15 protein-coding genes are annotated in these 17845 nt (G+C 74.0%); all 15 read left to right on the plus strand.

From position 1 onward, the window contains the following. The first annotated feature begins 28 nt into the window (after positions 1 to 28). Entirely contained in the window at positions 29 to 340 is a 312-nt protein-coding gene (locus ACSNOK_RS05340; protein ID WP_436779399.1) for a phosphopantetheine-binding protein, read from the plus strand. Then, positions 337 to 843 carry a 3-hydroxyacyl-ACP dehydratase FabZ gene (gene fabZ / locus ACSNOK_RS05345; protein ID WP_436779400.1) on the plus strand — a complete coding sequence of 169 codons (507 nt, stop codon included), beginning with the start codon at positions 337 to 339 and terminating at the stop codon, positions 841 to 843. The genes ACSNOK_RS05340 and fabZ overlap by 4 nt, the downstream gene beginning before the upstream one ends. After that, a complete protein-coding gene (locus ACSNOK_RS05350; RefSeq protein ID WP_436779401.1) occupies positions 830 to 3007 on the plus strand; it encodes a GNAT family N-acetyltransferase in 2178 nt (725 codons plus the stop codon). Before fabZ ends, ACSNOK_RS05350 begins: the two co-directional genes overlap by 14 nt. 114 nt (positions 3008 to 3121) lie before the next feature. Further along, positions 3122 to 4156 carry an aminomethyl transferase family protein gene (locus ACSNOK_RS05355; protein WP_436779402.1) on the plus strand — a complete coding sequence of 345 codons (1035 nt, stop codon included), beginning with the start codon at positions 3122 to 3124 and terminating at the stop codon, positions 4154 to 4156. Positions 4157 to 4158: 2 nt separating this feature from the next. Further along, complete coding sequence (locus ACSNOK_RS05360) at positions 4159 to 6570, plus strand: beta-ketoacyl synthase N-terminal-like domain-containing protein (protein ID WP_436779403.1); 2412 nt, start codon at positions 4159 to 4161, stop codon at positions 6568 to 6570. After that, on the plus strand, positions 6567 to 7580 hold the full coding sequence (locus tag ACSNOK_RS05365; protein ID WP_436779404.1) for an ABC transporter ATP-binding protein: 1014 nt from the start codon (positions 6567 to 6569) through the stop codon (positions 7578 to 7580). The genes ACSNOK_RS05360 and ACSNOK_RS05365 overlap by 4 nt, the downstream gene beginning before the upstream one ends. Next, positions 7580 to 8776, plus strand: a complete 1197-nt coding sequence (locus tag ACSNOK_RS05370) for an ABC transporter permease (protein WP_436779405.1) — start codon at positions 7580 to 7582, stop codon at positions 8774 to 8776. The genes ACSNOK_RS05365 and ACSNOK_RS05370 overlap by 1 nt, the downstream gene beginning before the upstream one ends. Further along, the gene (locus ACSNOK_RS05375) at positions 8773 to 9462 is read left to right on the plus strand and encodes a hypothetical protein (protein WP_436779406.1); all 690 of its coding nucleotides are present in this window, start codon (positions 8773 to 8775) and stop codon (positions 9460 to 9462) included. Before ACSNOK_RS05370 ends, ACSNOK_RS05375 begins: the two co-directional genes overlap by 4 nt. After that, complete coding sequence (locus ACSNOK_RS05380) at positions 9459 to 10691, plus strand: hypothetical protein (RefSeq protein WP_436779407.1); 1233 nt, start codon at positions 9459 to 9461, stop codon at positions 10689 to 10691. Before ACSNOK_RS05375 ends, ACSNOK_RS05380 begins: the two co-directional genes overlap by 4 nt. A gap of 16 nt (positions 10692 to 10707) precedes the next feature. Further along, positions 10708 to 12606: a phytoene desaturase family protein gene (locus ACSNOK_RS05385; RefSeq protein WP_436779408.1), complete on the plus strand. Its 1899-nt coding sequence runs from the start codon at positions 10708 to 10710 to the stop codon at positions 12604 to 12606. After that, positions 12603 to 14084: a class I adenylate-forming enzyme family protein gene (locus tag ACSNOK_RS05390; RefSeq protein WP_436779409.1), complete on the plus strand. Its 1482-nt coding sequence runs from the start codon at positions 12603 to 12605 to the stop codon at positions 14082 to 14084. Before ACSNOK_RS05385 ends, ACSNOK_RS05390 begins: the two co-directional genes overlap by 4 nt. Before the next feature lie 44 nt (positions 14085 to 14128). Further along, complete coding sequence (locus ACSNOK_RS05395; RefSeq protein ID WP_436779410.1) at positions 14129 to 14383, plus strand: acyl carrier protein; 255 nt, start codon at positions 14129 to 14131, stop codon at positions 14381 to 14383. 9 nt (positions 14384 to 14392) lie between these two features. Continuing rightward, positions 14393 to 15634, plus strand: coding sequence for a PLP-dependent aminotransferase family protein (locus ACSNOK_RS05400; protein WP_436779411.1), 1242 nt, complete (start codon positions 14393 to 14395; stop codon positions 15632 to 15634). Between the two features lie 54 nt (positions 15635 to 15688). Next, complete coding sequence (gene asnB, locus ACSNOK_RS05405) at positions 15689 to 17533, plus strand: asparagine synthase (glutamine-hydrolyzing) (RefSeq protein ID WP_436779412.1); 1845 nt, start codon at positions 15689 to 15691, stop codon at positions 17531 to 17533. A gap of 107 nt (positions 17534 to 17640) precedes the next feature. Beyond that, positions 17641 to 17845: DUF1707 SHOCT-like domain-containing protein (locus ACSNOK_RS05410; protein ID WP_436779413.1), on the plus strand; the 205-nt coding region annotated here is incomplete at its 3' end.

Consider the following 17845-nt stretch of genomic DNA (forward strand, 5'->3'; position numbering starts at 1 on the left):
ACCCACCACTAGACACAGGAGTACCGCCATGACCGCCACCTACGAGGAACTGCTGGCGACCGCCGAGGCGCGCACCGCCCTCAACAACCACGTCAAGACCCAGCTCGTGGAGAGCCTCGGCCTGGAGATCCGCCCCGAGCTGATCGGCGACGACCAGCCGCTGTTCGGCCGCGGCCTGGAGCTGGACTCGCTGGACACGCTGGAGATCGTCGTCATGGTCGAGGAGCAGCTCGACGTCACGATCAGCGACGACGACCGCTCCGCCTTCGGCTCGATCAACCGCCTCATCGACTTCGTCATCGCCGACCGCGGCGAGATCCCGCAGGTGGAGGCGGCGTGACCACCCCCACTCCCACCCCGCTCAGCTTCGACGCCAACGCGATCCGGGCGCTGCTGCCGCACCGCTGGCCGATGCTGCTCGTCGACCGCGCGTACGACGTGATCCCCGGCAAGTCCGGCTACGGCATCAAGAACGTCACCATCTCGGAGCCGTACTTCGCCGGTCACTACCCCGACCAGTCGATCATGCCGGGCGTCCTCATCGTCGAGGCGATGGCCCAGCTGACCGCCGTCGTCTACGCCTCCGCCTGGCTTGCCGAGGCCGGGGAGGGCGGCGAGGCGGAGACCGCGGCCCGGGTCGGCTACCTCGGCGCGATCCGGCAGATGAAGTTCAGCCGGCTCGTCGTCCCCGGCGACCGGCTCACCATGAAGGTCGAACTCGGCCGCCCCTTCGACCGGTTGACGCCCGTCACCGTCCAGGCCAGCGTCGACGGCGAGCTGGCCGCCAAGGGCTCGCTGACTGTCAGCGAGCGCACCGCGGGGGACCCGAGTGGACTCCAGTGAGCTGGTGATCCGGCCCTACGAGGAGTCGGACGCGGCGGCGATCGCCGAGCTCTACAACCGGTATACCGACGTCCCCAACCCGGTGGACCGGAAGCTCGACGCGGCGCTCGTCCGCGGCGAGCTGGCCGAGCGCGGCACGCGGCTGTTCCTCGTGGTGGAGGCGGACGGGGAGATCCAGGGCACCATCGGCTTCTTCCAGGGCCACGTCCGCCGGGCGTACGCCCCGGGCGAGGTGTTCGGGGACATGTTCTTCCTGAGCCCCGCGCTGCGCGGCGGCTCGGTCGCGGGCCGGATCTTCTCGCAGGCCATCCGCACCCTGCGGCTGTCCGGCGTGGAGGTCATCCGGCTCACCGCCAACCCCGGCAACAAGCTGGCCTTCCCGCTCTACCGCCAGGTCGGGTGCAGCGTCACCGGGCCGGTGGAGGCCACCGAGGACGGCAACATCGAGCTGGTCAGCTACATGCCGCGGGTCATGGCCCGGCTGCGCCGCGATTACGCCCACCTCATCCCGCCGTCGCTCCAGCTGAACGCCAGCTGGCGGTACATGGTGGGCGGCGGTGACCGCGCCCTCGGCGAGGACACCGAGGAGCTGGGCGGGCGGACCGTCCTGCGCACGGAACTGGCCATCGAGGGAACGGTGTTCACCGTCCTGCTGGACCCCGAGGACGGCGAGGTGCTGCACGTCGGCACGGACGCGGCGGAGGCGCCGGCCCTGGCGCCGAAGCCCGTGCCCGCGCCGCCGGCTGTCAGCACCGTCGAGGCGGACGGCCTCCGTCTCGAACTGCACCACGGGGACGGCCGGATCGAGCTGCACGGGGCGGGTCACCTCGGCCCGCTGCTGCGCGAGACCTGGCCGGTCTTCGGACCGCCGTTCGTCACCGGCTTCCGCCGCGCCCTGCGGCGGGAGGACGCCCTCACCGTCACCCCGCGCGCCGACGGCTGGCTGGTCGCCGAGCGGCACCCGGACGGGGTGCTGTACCGCGAGACCACGCTTACCGGCGGCGTACTGGAGAACCGTTTCCGCTGGGAGGGCGGCGAGCCGCCCGCCGACACCCTGCGGACGATCGCCGAAGGCGGCCTGCGCAAGGGGCTGCTGCTCACGGAGGACGGCCATGTGCCGGCCGGCCGCGGGCTGCACCCCGTCGACGCCACCGAGTTCGCCACCGCCGGCGTCGAGCTCGGCCAGGACGCGCGGATCGGCTGGTGGGACGAGGCGGCCTCGGTCGGCCTCGACCTCCGGAGCGGCGACGCCCGGGCCCGGCTCGTCACCGACGCGCTGGTGCTGCTGGACTTCGCCCCCGGCGGCCCCGGCCACGCCCACGCCGTCACCGTCCGCACGGAGTGGCCGGGCGGTGCCCCCATGACCGCCGACGGCATGGAACCGCTCGCTCCACAGGTCGCGGAGACCGTCCCGGCGCGAACCGCCGTGGCGGACCGGGCGGCATGGTCGGCCGACACCGTGGCCCGCCGTCCCGTCCACCGGGCCGCCGTCGGCGCGGACACGCTGCTGGTCAGCGCCGAGGCGGGCGGGATCGCCGCCTGGCGCTCGGCGGGGAAGTCCGTCCTGGCGACCCCGTTCCCCAAGGAACGGGTCCTGGGCAGCAACCCGCACTGGCGGGCCGGCCTCTGGGCCGTCCGCCAGGGGCCGCGCGAGGACCCCGACCGCGGCCTCGGCTGGGGCGCCGAGCGGCACGAGTGGCGCTTCGACGAGCCGACGGGCCGGCTGTGCGCGGCCGGCCTGGACTGGTCCGTCGCGGCCCCCGCCGCCGGCCCGGCCGACCGGCTGGACCTCGACCTGCGGGCCGAGGCGCGCGACGACGACAGCGACGTCGTCGTCTGGCTGACCCCGGCCGCGCCCCGGCAGCCCGAGGTCCTGGTGCCCGGCCGGCCCGGCGACCTCTGGACGATCCGGAAGCCCGGCGCGTGGCAGCGCTGGAGCGACCGGCTCGCCCTCCGGCTCGCGGACGGCCGCTGGCTGTCCGTCGCGCCGGGGAACGGGCCCGGCGCCGAGGTCTTCGTCCGCAACACCAAGGCGGGACCGCTGGTCGGCCTGGTCGCCCGGCAGCCGGGCGGCACGGCCCTCGCGGCCGGCTGGTCGCTCACCGTCCTGCCCGACCTCGCCGCCGCCGACGCGCTGCTCCGCACCCGCGCCGAAGGCCGCTGAGACCGCCGCCCCGGGCCGAACCCCCGGGCCCGGGGCGGCCCCCGACTTCGCACCACCCCACCGAATTCCGCACCACCCGTCGAACCGACACACGAGACACCCCAAGGAGACGACATGACCACCGCCACCCCGGCCACCGTCGCCGAGCAGTACGCGTACCTGCGCACCACCGTCGGCGTCTACACGCCGGGCGCCGCCCTGGTGACCCTCGGCGGCCTGGAGCGCGGTGAGGTCCTCTCCCGCGCCCTGGCCCGCGACAGCGAGTACGTCGAGCCCGACACCGCCCGCGAGAGCCTGATCCTGAACGAGGACGCCACCGTCTGGGACGCCGTCACCCACATCGAGCTCGACGACACCAGCCGGCTGCTCGCCCACTCCCGCGCCGACCTGGCCGGCCTGCTGGAGAAGACCGCCGCCGACGCCGGCGTCCAGGACGTCGAGATCACCGACGCCGCCGACCACGTCGCGATCGCCTTCGAGGGCCCCAAGTCCTGGCAGATCGCCGCCGACCTGGTGGACTTCGAGATCTCCAGCCTCGTGCTGCACGGCGCCACCGCCGTCACCCTGCCCGGTGACGGCGGCGCCGAGGGCGTCCTCGCCCGCATCGGCACCACCGGCGAGTACGGCTACCTCCTCATCGCCCCGGCCGACTCCGGCGCCGCCGAGTGGGTCGCCGCCCGCGCCGCCGAGCTGGGCGGCGGCGCCGCCGGCGCCGAGGCGCTGCTGCGCGCCCGCACCGAGGTCCGCCACCCGCAGATCCCCGCCCAGTCCGAGGGCCTGACCGTGCGCGAGGCCGGCCTGGAGTGGCTGGTCAGCTGGGGCCGTGAGGACGAGTTCCGCGGCGGCGAGGCGCTGGCCGCCGCCGAGGAGGCCGGGCGCGGCCTGATCACCGTCCTCGCCGAGGCCGGGCAGGCGCCCGCCGCCGGCAGCACCGTCGAGGCCGGCGACCGCGCGATCGGCACCGTCCACCTCGTCGCCCCGCTCGCCGGCGCCGACCAGGAGATCGCCCTGGCCCTGCTGGACAAGCCCTTCGACGTCCCCGGCCTGGAGCTCACCGGCCGCACCGCGGACGGCACCGCCGTCACGCTGCGCACCGCCGCCTCCCCGGTCGTCATCCCGCAGTCCTGGAACGAGCGGCTCGGAGCCTGACCATGCGCATCGTCATCACCGGCCTGGGCATGATCTCGGCCGTCGGCTCCACCGCCGACGAGTGCTGGACCGCCATCCGGGCCGCCCGCAGCGGCATCGGCACGGTCACCGAGGTCGACACCACGGGCCTGATCACCACCCAGGGCGGCCAGTCGCCCGTCAAGGAGGTGCCCGGCGTCGACCGCTGTCTGACGCTGGCCCTCACCGCCGCCACCGAGGCCGTCGAGCACGGTCGCCTCGCCGAGGCCGGCTACGACCCCGAGCGGGTCGGCGTCGTCATCGGCAGCAGTCTCGGCACCAGCCGCAGCGTGGGCACGTTCCACCAGCAGTGGATCCGCGAGGGCCTGCGCAAGGCGGACGTCCGGCTGCTCAAGGGCTACGCGCTGCACAGCGTCGCCGACGCCGTCGCCGAGAAGCTCGGCCTGGGCGGCCCCCGTTCGCTGCTCTCCAACGCCTGCGCGGCCGGCGCCGTGGCCATCGGCTACGCGCTGGAGCTCATGTGGAGCGGCGAGGCCGACGCCGTGCTCGTGGGCGGTGTCGACCCGCTGGCCGAACTGTCCTTCAACGGCTTCAACTCGCTGGGCGCGCTGGACTCCGGCGGCTGCTCGCCGTACACCCGCTCCGAGGGCCTCAACCTCGGCGAGGGCGCGGGCTTCCTGCTCCTGGAGAAGGCGGACGCCGCCGCGGCCCGCGGCCTGTCCGCCATCGCCGAGGTGGCCGGCTACGGCCTGTCCGCCGACGCCTACCACCAGACCGCGCCGGACCCCGGCGGCGAGGGCGCCCAGCGCGCCATGGCCGCCGCCCTGCTCAGCGCCGGGCACACCGTCGAGGACGTCGACTACATCAACGGCCACGGCACCGGCACGCCGACCAACGACAAGGTCGAGCCCAAGGCGATCAAGACGCTCTTCAAGACGCCGCCGCCGGTCAGCTCCACCAAGTCGATGATCGGCCACACCCTGGGCGCGGCCGGCGCGGTCGAGGCCGTGGTCTGCGCCCTCGCGGTGCGCGACGGCGTGCTGCCGCCCACCGCCAACACCGGCGGCGCCGAGGCCCCCAGCGGCCTCGACATCGTCCCGGAGGCCGCGCGGGAGCAGGACGTCGACGTCGTCGTCTCCAACTCCTTCGCCTTCGGCGGCAACAACGCCGCCCTGGTGATCCGGCACCCCGAGCGCGTCACCACCGAGCCGCCCGCCGCCGCGGCGGCCGCGGCCGGCCGGGACGTCGTCATCACCGGCGTCGCCGGCATCGCGGGCACGGCCACCGGCAACGACGAGCTGTTCGCCGCGCTCGCCGAGGGCACGCCCGTCTACCAGGGCGAGGTCGCCATCGACGGCTACGGCACCCGCCGGGCCGGCACGGTCGACTTCAAGGCCATCGCCGCCGGCATCAACCCGGCCGTGCTCCGCCGGATGGACCCCACCAGCCGGCTGGCCGCGGCCGTCGTCGCCGAGCTGCACCGGGCGTACGGCAAGCCCAGCCGCCAGGAGGCCGCCCAGACCGGGCTGATCTTCGCGACCGGTCTGGCCCCGATCACCCCGGTCCAGGAATTCGACAGCGGTGTCGTGCTCGCCGGCGGGCCCGCCGGCGCCAACCCGAAGTTCTTCCCGAACACCGTGGTGAACGCCGCCGCCGGGCACGTCGCCATCCTGCACCGCTTCAAGGGCATCACCGCCACCGTCTGCAGCGGCGGCACCAGCGCCCTGAGCGCGCTGCACTACGCCTACCGGCTGATCGCCCGCGGCGCCGCCGAGCGCATCGTCGTGGTCGTCGCGGACGAGTGCCCCGACGCCCTGGTCGCCGGGCACGTCAAGGTCCCCGGTTTCCTGGGGAGTTCGGACGTCCGTCCGTTCGGGGGCGGCGGTACGGTGCTGTCCGCCGGCGCGGTCGCCATCGCGCTGGAGTCCACCGACGCCGCGAAGGCGTCCGGCCGCCCCGTCCTGGGCCGCATCGCCGGCTTCGGACTCACCGGCGACGACAGCGGCATCGCCGGGCTCCGCCCGGACGGCGCCGCCTGGGCCCGCTCGATGACCGAGGCCGTCCGCGCCGCGGGCCTCACGCCCGAGGACATCGGCCTGGTCGCCTCCGCGGCCATGGGCCGCGAGGCCGTCGACGCCGCCGAGATCGCCGCGCTCCGCGCCGGCGGCCTGGCGGAACGCCCCGTCACCGCCACCAAGTCGGTGTTCGGCGAGACCTACGGCTCCGCTCCCGGCCTCGCCCTCGCCGCCGCGCTGCGTGCCATGGGCGACGGCGTCCTGCCGGGCACCGCGGGCGTCCAGGACGCGCCGGACGAACTGCCCGGCCTGATCACGGGAGGCGGCCGTCAGGGCAGCGTCGACCACGCCCTGATCTCCAGCTTCGCCTACGGCGGCAGCTATGTGTCGCTGGTCGTCTCGAAGGGGGACACCCGATGACCGTCACCGCGACGGCCACACCGTCCGGCGTCCGGACGGACGACGTCCTCGCCGCCACCGGCCTCGTCAAGAGGTTCGGCGACCGCGCCGTGGTCGACGGCGTCTCGCTGCGCGTCGGCACCGGCGAGATCCTCGGCTTCGTCGGCCCCAACGGCGCCGGCAAGTCGACGACCATCGCCATGCTGACCGGCGCCCTCAAGCCCGACGGCGGCACCATCCAGGTGGACGGCGCCGACTTCGCGGCCGCGCCGACGCGGGCCAAGGCCCTCATCGGCGTCGTCCCGCAGGAGATCGCGCTCTACCCGACGCTCAGCGCCCGGCAGAACCTGACCTTCTTCGCGGGCGCCTACAAGCTCTCCCGCGCCGAGCGCCGCGAGCGGATCGACTGGGCGCTGGACGTGGTCGGGCTCACCGACCGGGCCGGCGACAAGGTCGCGTCCTACTCCGGCGGCATGCAGCGCCGCGTGAACATCGCGGCGGCCCTGCTCCACATGCCCCGGCTGCTCTTCCTGGACGAGCCCACCGTGGGCGTGGACGCGCAGAGCCGCAACCAGATCTTCGAGACGGTGCTGCGCCTGCGCGCCGAGTTCGGCATGTCGGTGGTCTACACGAGCCACTACATGCCCGAGGTCGAGCAGCTCTGCGACCGCATCGTCATCGTCGACCACGGCAAGGTCCTCGCCGAGGGCACCCAGGAGGAACTGCTCCGGCCGCTCGGCGAGGGCCTGCTCGAATGGGCGCCCACCGGCGAGGAACTGGAGAAGCTCCCCGGCGGCATGTCCTGGCTGGAGACGCGGTTCGCGGGCCACGGGGAGGTCTCCGTGGCCGCGGCCGGGGACGGCGCGTCCGTGCTGCGGATCCGGGTCAAGGACATGCCGGCCACCCTGCGCGAGGTCTCCGAGATCGCCGCCGGGACCGGTCTGGGCCTGGGCGGCATCCGCCTCGGCCGCCCCGACCTCGAATCCCTCTTCCTCGACCTGACCGGCCGCCAGATCAGGGACGGTGCCTGATGTTTGCAATGATCCGCAAGGAGCTGCTGGTCCTGTTGCGGGACCGCGCCTCCCTGATCACCCTGTTCGTCTCGCCGATGCTCTTCATCACGGTGATGAGCCTCGCCCTGTCGAACTCCTTCGACACGCTCGGCTCCGCGCCGAAGATGAACATCTCGATCGTCGACCAGGACGGCGGCATCGCCGCCAAAAACGTCGCCAAGGCGCTGGGGGGCAGCGACGAGCTGAAGGTCACCACCGGGCTGACGGCCGACGCCGCGGACAAGCGGGTGCGCTCCGGCAAGGACTCGTTCGCCGTCGTCATCCCGGCCGGCTTCGAGAAGGAGGTGGAGAGCGGCCGCAAGCCGCACTTCTCCTTCGTGGTGGACCCCTCGTCGTCCCGCCAGGCCGTCGACCCGCTCCAGGCCGCCGTCCGCAGCGCGGTGCTGACCGTCACCTCCAGCACCCGCACGGCCGTCTCGCTGGAGAAGCAGCGGGCCGCCGAGCGCGACCCGGTGCGCAAGGCCGCGCTGAAGAAGCAGATCGACAAGATCGACGAGACGTGGAGCGGGGTGACCTCGACCAGCACCTTCCCCAAGGGCATGTCGGGCGTGAAGTACCCCTCGGTGTACCAGCAGAACGTCCCCGGCTACACCGTCATGTACGTCTTCTTCATCGTCACCGTCATGGCGGGCTCGATCATGGTCGAGCGCCGTGAGGGAACGTTCCGCCGACTGCTGTCCGCGCCCGTGGCGCGCTGGCAGCTGCTGCTCGGCAAGGTCGTCCCGTACCTGCTGGTCGCGGTGGTGCAGGTGGGCCTGCTGATGGCCTTCGGCAAGCTCGTCTTCGGCATGGACCTCGGCGTGCACCCGGTCGCCCTGGTGCCGATCACCGTGGCGCTCGGCTGCTGCGCGGTGGCGCTCGGGCTGCTGCTGGCCTCGTTCGCCAAGAGCGAGTCGCAGGTCAACGGCATGGGCACGATCGTCATCCTGGTGCTGGCCGCGCTCGGCGGCTGCATGGTGCCCGGCATCTTCATGCCGGAGTTCATGCGGGACATCGCCGACTTCACCCCGCACGGCAAGGCGCTCAACGCCTTCCAGGAGGTCATGGTCAAGGGCGCCGACCTCCAGACGGTGCTGCCGGCCAGCGGATTCCTGCTGGGCCTGGCCGCGCTGTTCTTCGTCCTGGCCGTGCCGCGGTTCCGGTTCGTCAAGTGATCCCCGCCGAGGAGCGGACCGGGACGCTGTACGTCCGCCTCGCCGCCGCCCCTCGGCTCCCACGCGACGCCTTCGGCCGCCGCTCCAGCCCCTCCGGGCGCGTGCTGCTGCGCGCGGCGGCCGAGGCGGCGGCCGGACTCCGCGAACCGCCGGAGCGGCGGCCCGACGGCCGCTGGCACTGGCCGGACTCCGGCTGGCGCGGCTCCGTCTCGCACACCGGGGCCCTCGGCCTCGCGGCCCTCGCCCGGGACGTCTGGGTCGGGGCGGACGTCCAGGAGCACCGGGAACGGCCGGCCGCCCTGCGCTGGCTCGCCCGCGTCCTGGGCCGGCCGCCCGGGGCGGTGGCCACGGTCCGCGAGTGGACCGAGGTCGAGGCCCTGCTCAAGGCCCGGGGCACGGCCGGAGTACGGCCCGAGCGGCTGGACCCGCTGCCCGGCTGGCGGCCGGGGTGGCGGGAGGCGGGGGACGGGTGGTGGCTGTGGAGCGACACCCTGGCCGCAGCCGACAGCGGCGCCGGCCCCCGGCGCCCGACGTACGTCGCGCTGGCCGCCCGGTCCCCGCTGACCGTCCGCCCCCTGCCGCCGGACGCCGGCGAGGGACACCCCGCCTTCCCCGCGGGACCGCCCGAGAGCATCGGCCCCGCATGTGCCGGCAGCCTCACCAGAACGAAAGGAACGCAGAGATGACCGCCGTCAGCCGCGCACGCCGCGCCGACGCCGGCTACAGCCGGCCGATCTCGCCCACCGAACGGGGCTACCTCGCCGGCGCGCTGGTGACACCCCCCATGGCCATCCAGATCTTCGTCGAGGGCCGGGGCGGCGTCACCGCCGACGAGCTCCGACGGGCCGTCGCCGTGGCGTCCGAGGCCTGCCCCGGCGCCCGCCTGGTCAAGCGGGGCAACCGCTGGGCGGACAGCGGTGTCACCCCGCCCGTCGTCGAGGTGGACGGCACCGCGCTCGACCGCCGGACCTTCGACACGGCCGGCAGCGAGGTGCTGCGCCGGCCGTTCAGCCCGGTCAAGGGCCCCAACTGCGAGGTGCTGCTGCTCTCCGGCGAACCGGCCACCCTAGTCTTCCGCGCCTTCCACGCCGTCATGGACGGCAAGGGCGTGATGACCTGGGCGCAGGAGGTCTTCCGCGCCCTGCGCGGCGAGGAGCCCGAGGGCGCGCCCTCGACGGAGACCGAGTCGGGCGTCGTCAAGCGCTTCGGCACCGGCGCGCCCGCACCGGGCCCGGCCCCCGAGTGCCCCAACCCCTTCGACCGGCTGCCGGCCGGCCCGGACGCCGGGACCGCGCCCGGTGTGCCCGAGGTGCCCTGGCTGTGGCGCCGCAGGACCGTCGAGGGCAACCACAACGCCGTGGTGGCCAGGACCGCCGCCGCGATGTGCGCGCTGATGCCGGACGAGGACTGCCGCTTCATGGTCCCGGTCAACATCCGCCGCCACGACCCGTCCCTCGCCTCCACGGCCAACCTCAGCCTCCCGCTCTTCGTCGACGTCCCGGCCGGCGCCGACCGGGCGCAGATCCAGGGGCGGCTGCTGCGCGCGATGTTCGAGCGGCAGGAACTGTCGTCGATCGGCGCGTTCCCCGTCACCTCGTCCGGCATGGCGCCCACCCTCGGCGCGGCCCGCGCGACCCGGGAACACCGCGAGACCTACCCCTGCACGCTGGTCGTCTCCGACCTCGGCAAGGTCGACCTGGACGCGCTCTCGGGCGGCGGCTTCACGGCCGCGACCGCGTACTCGCTGCCCATGCACGTGCCCTACGCCCCGGCCTTCCTCACCGTCTACCAGCCGCCGGGCCGCACCGAGATCGGCCTCTCGTGCCGCAATGAACCCGGCATGGCCGCCCGGGCGGACGCCCTGCTCGACCTGATCGCAGAAGAACTGACCGGTCTGCCGGCCCGGACCGGCTGACGAAGGAGTGACCACCATGGGGGACAACGGGCACCCGCCCGCCGGGCAGTGGGACGCCATCGTCGTCGGCAGCGGCTTCGGCGGCCTGGTCTGCGCCGGCTACCTGGCGGCCTGCGGACGCCGGGTACTCGTGCTGGAACAGCACGACGTGGCCGGCGGCAACGCCCACGCCTTCCGGCGCCGCCGCGCCTACGAGTTCGACGTCGGCCTGCACTACGTCGGCGACTGCGGCCCCGGCGGCATCCTGCCCGCCATCCTCTCCGGCCTCGGCCTCGCCGACCGGGTCGCCTTCCGCGCCCTGGACCCGGACGGCTTCGACGAACTCGCCCTGCCCGGCCTCGACGTCCGCGTCCCGGCCGGCTGGGACCGCTACCGCGACCGGCTGAAGCGGGCCCTGCCCGAGGACGCCGAGGGCATCGACGCCTTCGCCGCGATCTGCGAGGCCATCGGCAAGGAGAAGCACGAGGCCCTCCTCGCCGACATGGACCTCGACGACCTGCGGATGCTCAAGCTGATGCCGCTCACCGGGCGTTGGGGACGGCGTACGCTCCTCGACCTGTTCGAGCACTGCGGTCTGTCGCCGCGCGCCCGCACGGTGCTCGCCGCGCAGTCCGCCAACTACGGCTCGCCGCCCAGCACCACCTCCGTCTTCACCCACGTCTCGGTGCTCGACCACTACCTGCGCGGCGCCTACTACCCGGTGGGCGGCGCCCAGGGCCTGGTCGCGGCGCTCGTCGAGGCGCTGGAGGCGCGCGGCGGCGAACTGCGCACCCGCAGCCGGGTGGAGCGCGTCCTCGTCGAGCGCGGCACCGCGCGCGGCGTCCGGCTCGCGGACGGTACGGAGATCGAGGCCCCGCTCGTCGTCTCCAACGCCGACTACCCGCGCACCATCCTGGAGCTGACCGGCGCCGAGCACTTCCCGCCCGCGCTGGTCAAGCGCACCCGGAACGCCACCATGCGGCTGCCGGTGGCGGTGCTGTACGCGGGTCTCGACCGCGACTTCTCCGACCGCCCCAACGCCAACGTGTGGTGGCACAAGGGCTGGGACGTCGAGGCCGCCTACCGCGAGGTCGCCGAGGGCTGCCCGTCCGGCGAACTGCCCTTCGCCTTCCTCTCCTTCGCCTCCCTGAAGGACCCCGAGTCGCCCCACGTCTGCCCGCCCGGGCACACCAACCTCCAGGTCATGGCGCCGCTGGCACTGCGCTACCGTGGTCCCGAACAGGGCGGCTACCGGCGCGACCCCGCCTACGCGGCGGAGAAGGAACGCGCCACCGAGCTGCTGCTCACGGCCGCCGAACGCGCCCTCGGGCCGATCCGCGACAGCGCCGTCCACCTGGAGACGGCCACCGCGCTGACCCACCAGCGGTACATCTCCTCGACCGGCGGCACGCCGTACGGGCTCGCCACCTGGGGGCCCTTCGGCATGCGGCCGGAGGCCCGCACCAGCGTCAAGGGCCTGTACGTGGTGGGCCAGAGCGGCCGTTACGGCAGCGGCATCGTGGGCGTGGCGATCAGCGGCATCCTGTGCGCGGCCCGCGTCACCGGCCGCCGGCTGCTCGCCGAGGCCCACGCGGGCGCCGTGTTCACCGACCCGGCACTGCTGCCCGACCGCCCGGCCGACTGGGACCCGATGGCGGTGTCCCGGGGCGCGGCCCGGCGGAACCGCTCCGTCGCCCGCGCGGGACGGGCGGCCCGCGCCGGGGGCGACGACGCCGGCCGTGCCGGGCGGGACGCCCGTACCGGAGGGGATTCCGCCGCCGCCACCCCCGCAGGGCAGGCGGTTCGCGCCGGAAGCGCCCCCGCCGGGCAGACGGTCCACGCCCGTACCGTCCCCGGGCGGGCGACCCCCGCCCGTACCCGTACCGACAACGCACCGGCCGACGCACCGGCCACCGTGGGGGACCAGCCGACATGAGCCACACACCCGTCTACGACCTCCTGGCCCGCGCGGCCGGCGAGCACCCCGACCGGCCGGCCGTCCGCGACGCCGCCGGCCGCTGGAGCTACGCGCAGCTCGCCGCGCACAGCCGCAGGGCCGCCGCCTGGCTCGCCGGGCGCGGCGTCGGCCACGGCGACCGCGTCATGGTCCGCCTGGCGAGCGGCCGGGAGTACCTGGCGCTGCTGTACGGCACGGTGGCGCTCGGCGCCGTCCTCGTCCCCGTCAACCCGGCGATGAAGGACTTCCAGCTCCGCGGCGTCATCGAGGACGCCGAGCCCGGGCTGATCGTCACCGACCCGGCGCACGCCGACGCCGTCCGCGCCCTCACCGGCCGGCCCGTGCTCGGCCTCGACGAGGCGTGGGAGGAGATCTCCGCCCGGGAGCCGGCCCCGCTCCCGGTCACCACCGCGGCCATCTCGCGTGACGTGGCGCTGCTGATGTACACCTCCGGCACCACCTCCCGCCCGAAGGCCGTCGTCTCCGAGCACGCCCAGGTGCTGGCCGCGACCCGGGCCGTCGCCGCCCGGCTGCGCTACCGCGCCGACGACGTGGTGTACTGCCGGCTGCCGCTCTCCTTCGACTACGGCCTCTACCAGGTCTTCCTCGCCGCCCTGGCCGGCGCGGAGATCGTGGTGCCGGGCGAGGTCCCGGACGTGATGCTGCTGCGCGGCATCCGGGAGACCGCGGCGACCGTCGTCCCCCTCGTGCCGTCCCTCTCCGAGATGCTGGTGCGGCTGGCCGCCCGCGACCCGGAGCCCACGTCCGTCCGGCTGTTCACCAACACCGGCGCGGCCCTGCCGCCGCCCTCGGTGGCGGCGCTGCGCGCGGCCTTCCCGGGCGCCGCGGTGTCGCTGATGTACGGCATCACCGAGTGCAAGCGCGTCTCGATCCTGGAGCCCGACGAGGATCTGGCCCGCCCGGGTTCCGTCGGCCGGCCGCTGCCGGACACCCAGGTCCTGGTGGTGGACGACGAGGGCCGGCCGCTGCCGCCCGGCGAGACCGGCGAGTTCGTCGTCCGGGGGCCGCATGTGATGTCCGGCTACTGGCGGGCCCCCGAGCAGACGGCCACGCGCTTCCGCCGCTGCGAACGCACCGGCGAGGTCCGGCTGTTCACCGGCGACTACGGCCGGCAGGACGCCGAAGGGCACCTCTACTTCTCCGGCCGGCGCGACGACATCTTCAAGCGCCTCGGCATGCGGGTCAGCACCCTGGAGATCGAGGCCGCCGCGCTGGACGTCCCGGGCGTACGGGAGGCCGTGGCCCTCGCGCCCGACGGCACCCGGGACCTCACCCTCTTCGTCGTCGGAGATCCCGAACCGGCCGAGGTCCGGCGCGAGTTGCGCGCCCGCCTGGAGGCCGCCAAGGTCCCGGCCGCCGTCCTGGCCGTGCCCGTCATCCCGCTCACCGGGAACGGCAAGCCGGACCGGAAGGCCCTGGCGGACAGCCTGAACTGACGAACGACCAGCAATACGTAGTCACCGAACGACAGGAGCCGTAGATGAGCACCCAGTGGGACGACCGTTTCGAGCAGGTCCTGCGCCGCAACCTCCCCGACCTCCCGGCCGGGGACGCCCTCCTGCCCGAGGCCAACCTGATGGACCTCGGCCTGGACTCCATGGGCATGATCAGCCTGCTGATGGACCTGGAGACCGAGTACGGGGTGCGCATCCCCGAGTCCGAGCTGACCTTCGAGGCGTTCGCCTCGGTCGCCGGCCTGTGGGCCGTCGTCGGCTCCGTCACCTCGGCCGCGTAGGGGACCCGCATGACGACGACCACCCCGCCCCGGGCCGGCGAGCGGCACCTCGCCCGGATGGCCCGCGGCGCCGAGGGCATCAAGCCCTCGGAGATCCCCACCCTCTTCGCCGTGCGCGGCCGCACCGACGTCGTGTCGCTCGCCGGCGGCATGCCCAACCTGGAGGGCCTCCCGCAGCGCGCGATCGCCGACGAGACCGCCGGCCTGGTCTCCCTCGGCGGCAAGGTCGTGCTCCAGTACGGCTCCGCCCAGGGCCTGCCCAAGCTGCGCGAGCAGATTTGCGAGGTGATGTCCCTGGAGGGCATCACCGCCGACCCGGACGACGTCGTCGTCACCGTCGGCTCGCAGATGGCCCTGGACATGGTCACCCGGATCTTCTGCGACCCCGGCGACCTCGTCCTCACCGAGGCCCCCAGCTACATCGGCGCCCTCGGCGTCTTCGCCTCCTACCGGGCCGACGTCGTCCAGGTACCGGTCGACGACGACGGCCTGGTGCCGGACGAGCTGCGCGCCGCGCTGGAGGCCGCCGAACGCGCCGGACGGCGGCCCAAGTTCCTCTACACCGTGCCGAACTTCCACAACCCGGCCGGCGTCACCCTCGCCGTCGAGCGGCGCGCCGAGGTGCTGGAGATCTGCGCCGCGCACGACGTCCTCGTCGTCGAGGACAACCCGTACGGCATGCTCGCGCTCGACGGGCGGACGTTCCCGGCCCTCCGCTCGACGGACGCCGAGAACGTCGTCTACCTGGGCTCGTTCTCCAAGACCATCGCCCCCGGCCTGCGCATCGGCTGGGTCACCGCCCCGGCCGCCGTCCGCGAGAAGCTGGTGCAGGCCGCCGAGTCCACGACCCTCTGCCCGCCCGCCTTCACCCAGGCCGTGCTCTCGCGCTACCTGGCCCGGCACGACTGGCGGGCCCAGATCGACACCTACCGGGACAGCTACCGCGTCCGCCGCGACGCCATGCTCGCCGCGCTCGCGGAACACCTGCCCGAGGGCAGCCGCTGGACCCGGCCCGAAGGCGGCTTCTTCGTCTGGGTCACCGTCCCGGACGGCGTCGACACCGACGCGCTGACGCCCTACGCCGAACGGCACAAGGTCGCCTACGTCCCCGGCAGCGCCTTCTACGCGGAGGGCAGCGGACGCGGCCGGAACGAACTGCGGCTCTCCTTCAGCTACCCCACACCGGAACGCATCGCGGAAGGGGTCCGCCGCCTGGGCCTCGCGATCACCGAGTACCAGTCGGCGCACTAGCCGCCGTCACCGCCGAACGACCATCACAACCCCAGGATCGGGTGAAGAAACACCATGTGCGGAATTGCAGGCTGGCTCTCCTACGGCCGCGACCTCGAACGCGAGCGCCCCACCGTCGAGGCGATGACCGCCACCATGGCGCTGCGCGGCCCCGACGCGTACGGCGTCTGGACCGACCGCCACATCGCGCTCGGCCACCGCCGGCTCTCCATCATCGACCTGGAGGGCGGCAAGCAGCCCATGGTCGAGGAGACGCCCGCCGGCACCGTCGCCCTCACCTACAGCGGCGAGGCGTACAACTTCACCGAGCTGCGGGACGAACTGGCCCGGCGCGGCCACCGGTTCCGCACCACCAGCGACACCGAGGTCGTCCTCCACGCCTACCTGGAGTGGGGCGAGAAGGTCGCCGAGCACCTCAACGGCATGTACGCCTTCGCGGTGTGGGACGGCCGCGCCGAGAAGCTGGTCCTCGTCCGCGACCGCCTCGGCATCAAGCCGCTCTACTTCTACCCGACCGCCGACGGCGTCCTGTTCGGCTCCGAGCCGAAGGCGATCCTCGCCAACCCGCTCACCGAGCGTGCCGTCGACGTCGCGGGCCTGCGCGAGCTGCTGACCTTCACCAAGGACCCGGGCCAGGCCGTGTGGGCCGGCATGTCCGAGGTCAAGCCGGGAACGATCGTCACGGTCGACCGCAACGGCCACCGGGAGCACACCTACTGGCGCCTGGAGGCCCACCGCCACACCGACGACACCGACAAGACCGTCGCCCGCGTCGGCGAGCTCCTCGAAGACGCCGTCGCCCGCCAGCTGGTCGCCGACGTCCCGCGCTGCGTCCTGCTCTCCGGCGGCCTGGACTCCAGCAGCATCACCGCCCTCGCGGCCGGCCACCTGAGCGCCAAGGGCGAGCGGCTGCGCAGCTTCGCCGTCGACTTCACCAGCCACGACGAGAGCTTCACCCCCGACCAACTGCGCGTCGCCCGGGACACCCCCTTCGCCCACGACGTGGCCGGTCACGTGGATTCCGACCACACCGACATCCTCATCGACCACCGCCAGCTCGCCGACCCGGAGCTGCGCCGCGCCGTCGTCGCCGCCCGCGACCTGCCGGCCGGCATGGGCGACATCGACATGTCGCTGCTGCTGCTCTTCCGCGCCGTGCGCGAGCGCTCCACGGTCGCCCTGTCCGGCGAGTCCGCGGACGAACTGTTCGGCGGCTACCGCTGGTTCCACGACCCGGCGGCCCAGCAGGCGGACTTCTTCCCCTGGCTGATCAACCTCGGCGAGAACGGCGACTACAGCCCCCTCGGCGTCGTCCGCCCCGAGGTCCTCGGCGCCCTGGACCTGGGCGGCCACCTGCACGAGAGCTTCGCGCGCGTGACCGCCGAGGTCGGCACCGTCGAGGGCGAGAGCGACTTCGAGCACCGGATGCGCCGCAGCTCGTACGTCCACCTGACCCGCTTCGTCCGCACCATGCTCGACCGCAAGGACCGCATGAGCATGGCGGCGGGCCTGGAGGTCCGGGTGCCGTTCTGCGACCACCGTCTGGTCGAGTACGTCTACAACACCCCCTGGTCGATGAAGACCTTCGACGGCCGCGAGAAGAGCCTCCTGCGCGCCGCCACCCGCGACCGCCTGCCGCGCTCGGTCGTGGAGCGGGCGAAGAACTTCTACCCCTCCACCCAGGACCCGGACTACGTCAAGGCCCTCCAGACCCAGGCCCGCGACCTCCTCGCCGACTCCGACCACCCGGCCTTCCAGCTCGTCAACGAGGGCTGGCTGCGCCAGGTGCTCGCGATCGACGCCACCCAGATGCCGCTGGGCGCCCGCAACGGCATCGAGCGCGCGCTGGACGTCGCGGTCTGGTTCGACCTCTACAACCCCGAACTGCGCCTCGCCTGACGGATGGCGGGGGCGCGCCGCGCCCCCGCCATCCCCCATCGACCTCCCCCTCCCTCCGTCCGGCACATCCGGATCCCCCCATTCCGCCTGACGATAGGATCAAGCGCGTGACCAAGCTCGACAGAACCCAGCTCCGCATCGGCGACGACGAGCGCGAGGAAGCCCTCGATGCTTTGACCACGCACAGTCGCGAGGGCCGGCTGACCATCGACGAGTACGGCGAGCGCGCCGAAGCCCTCAACGAGGCCCGCACCCAGGCCGACATCCTGGCCCTCTTCAAGGACCTCCCGGAACCCCGCCCGTCCCTCGCCC

The sequence above is a fragment of the Streptomyces sp. URMC 126 genome (assembly GCF_051386555.1).
Lineage (GTDB): Bacteria > Actinomycetota > Actinomycetes > Streptomycetales > Streptomycetaceae > Streptomyces.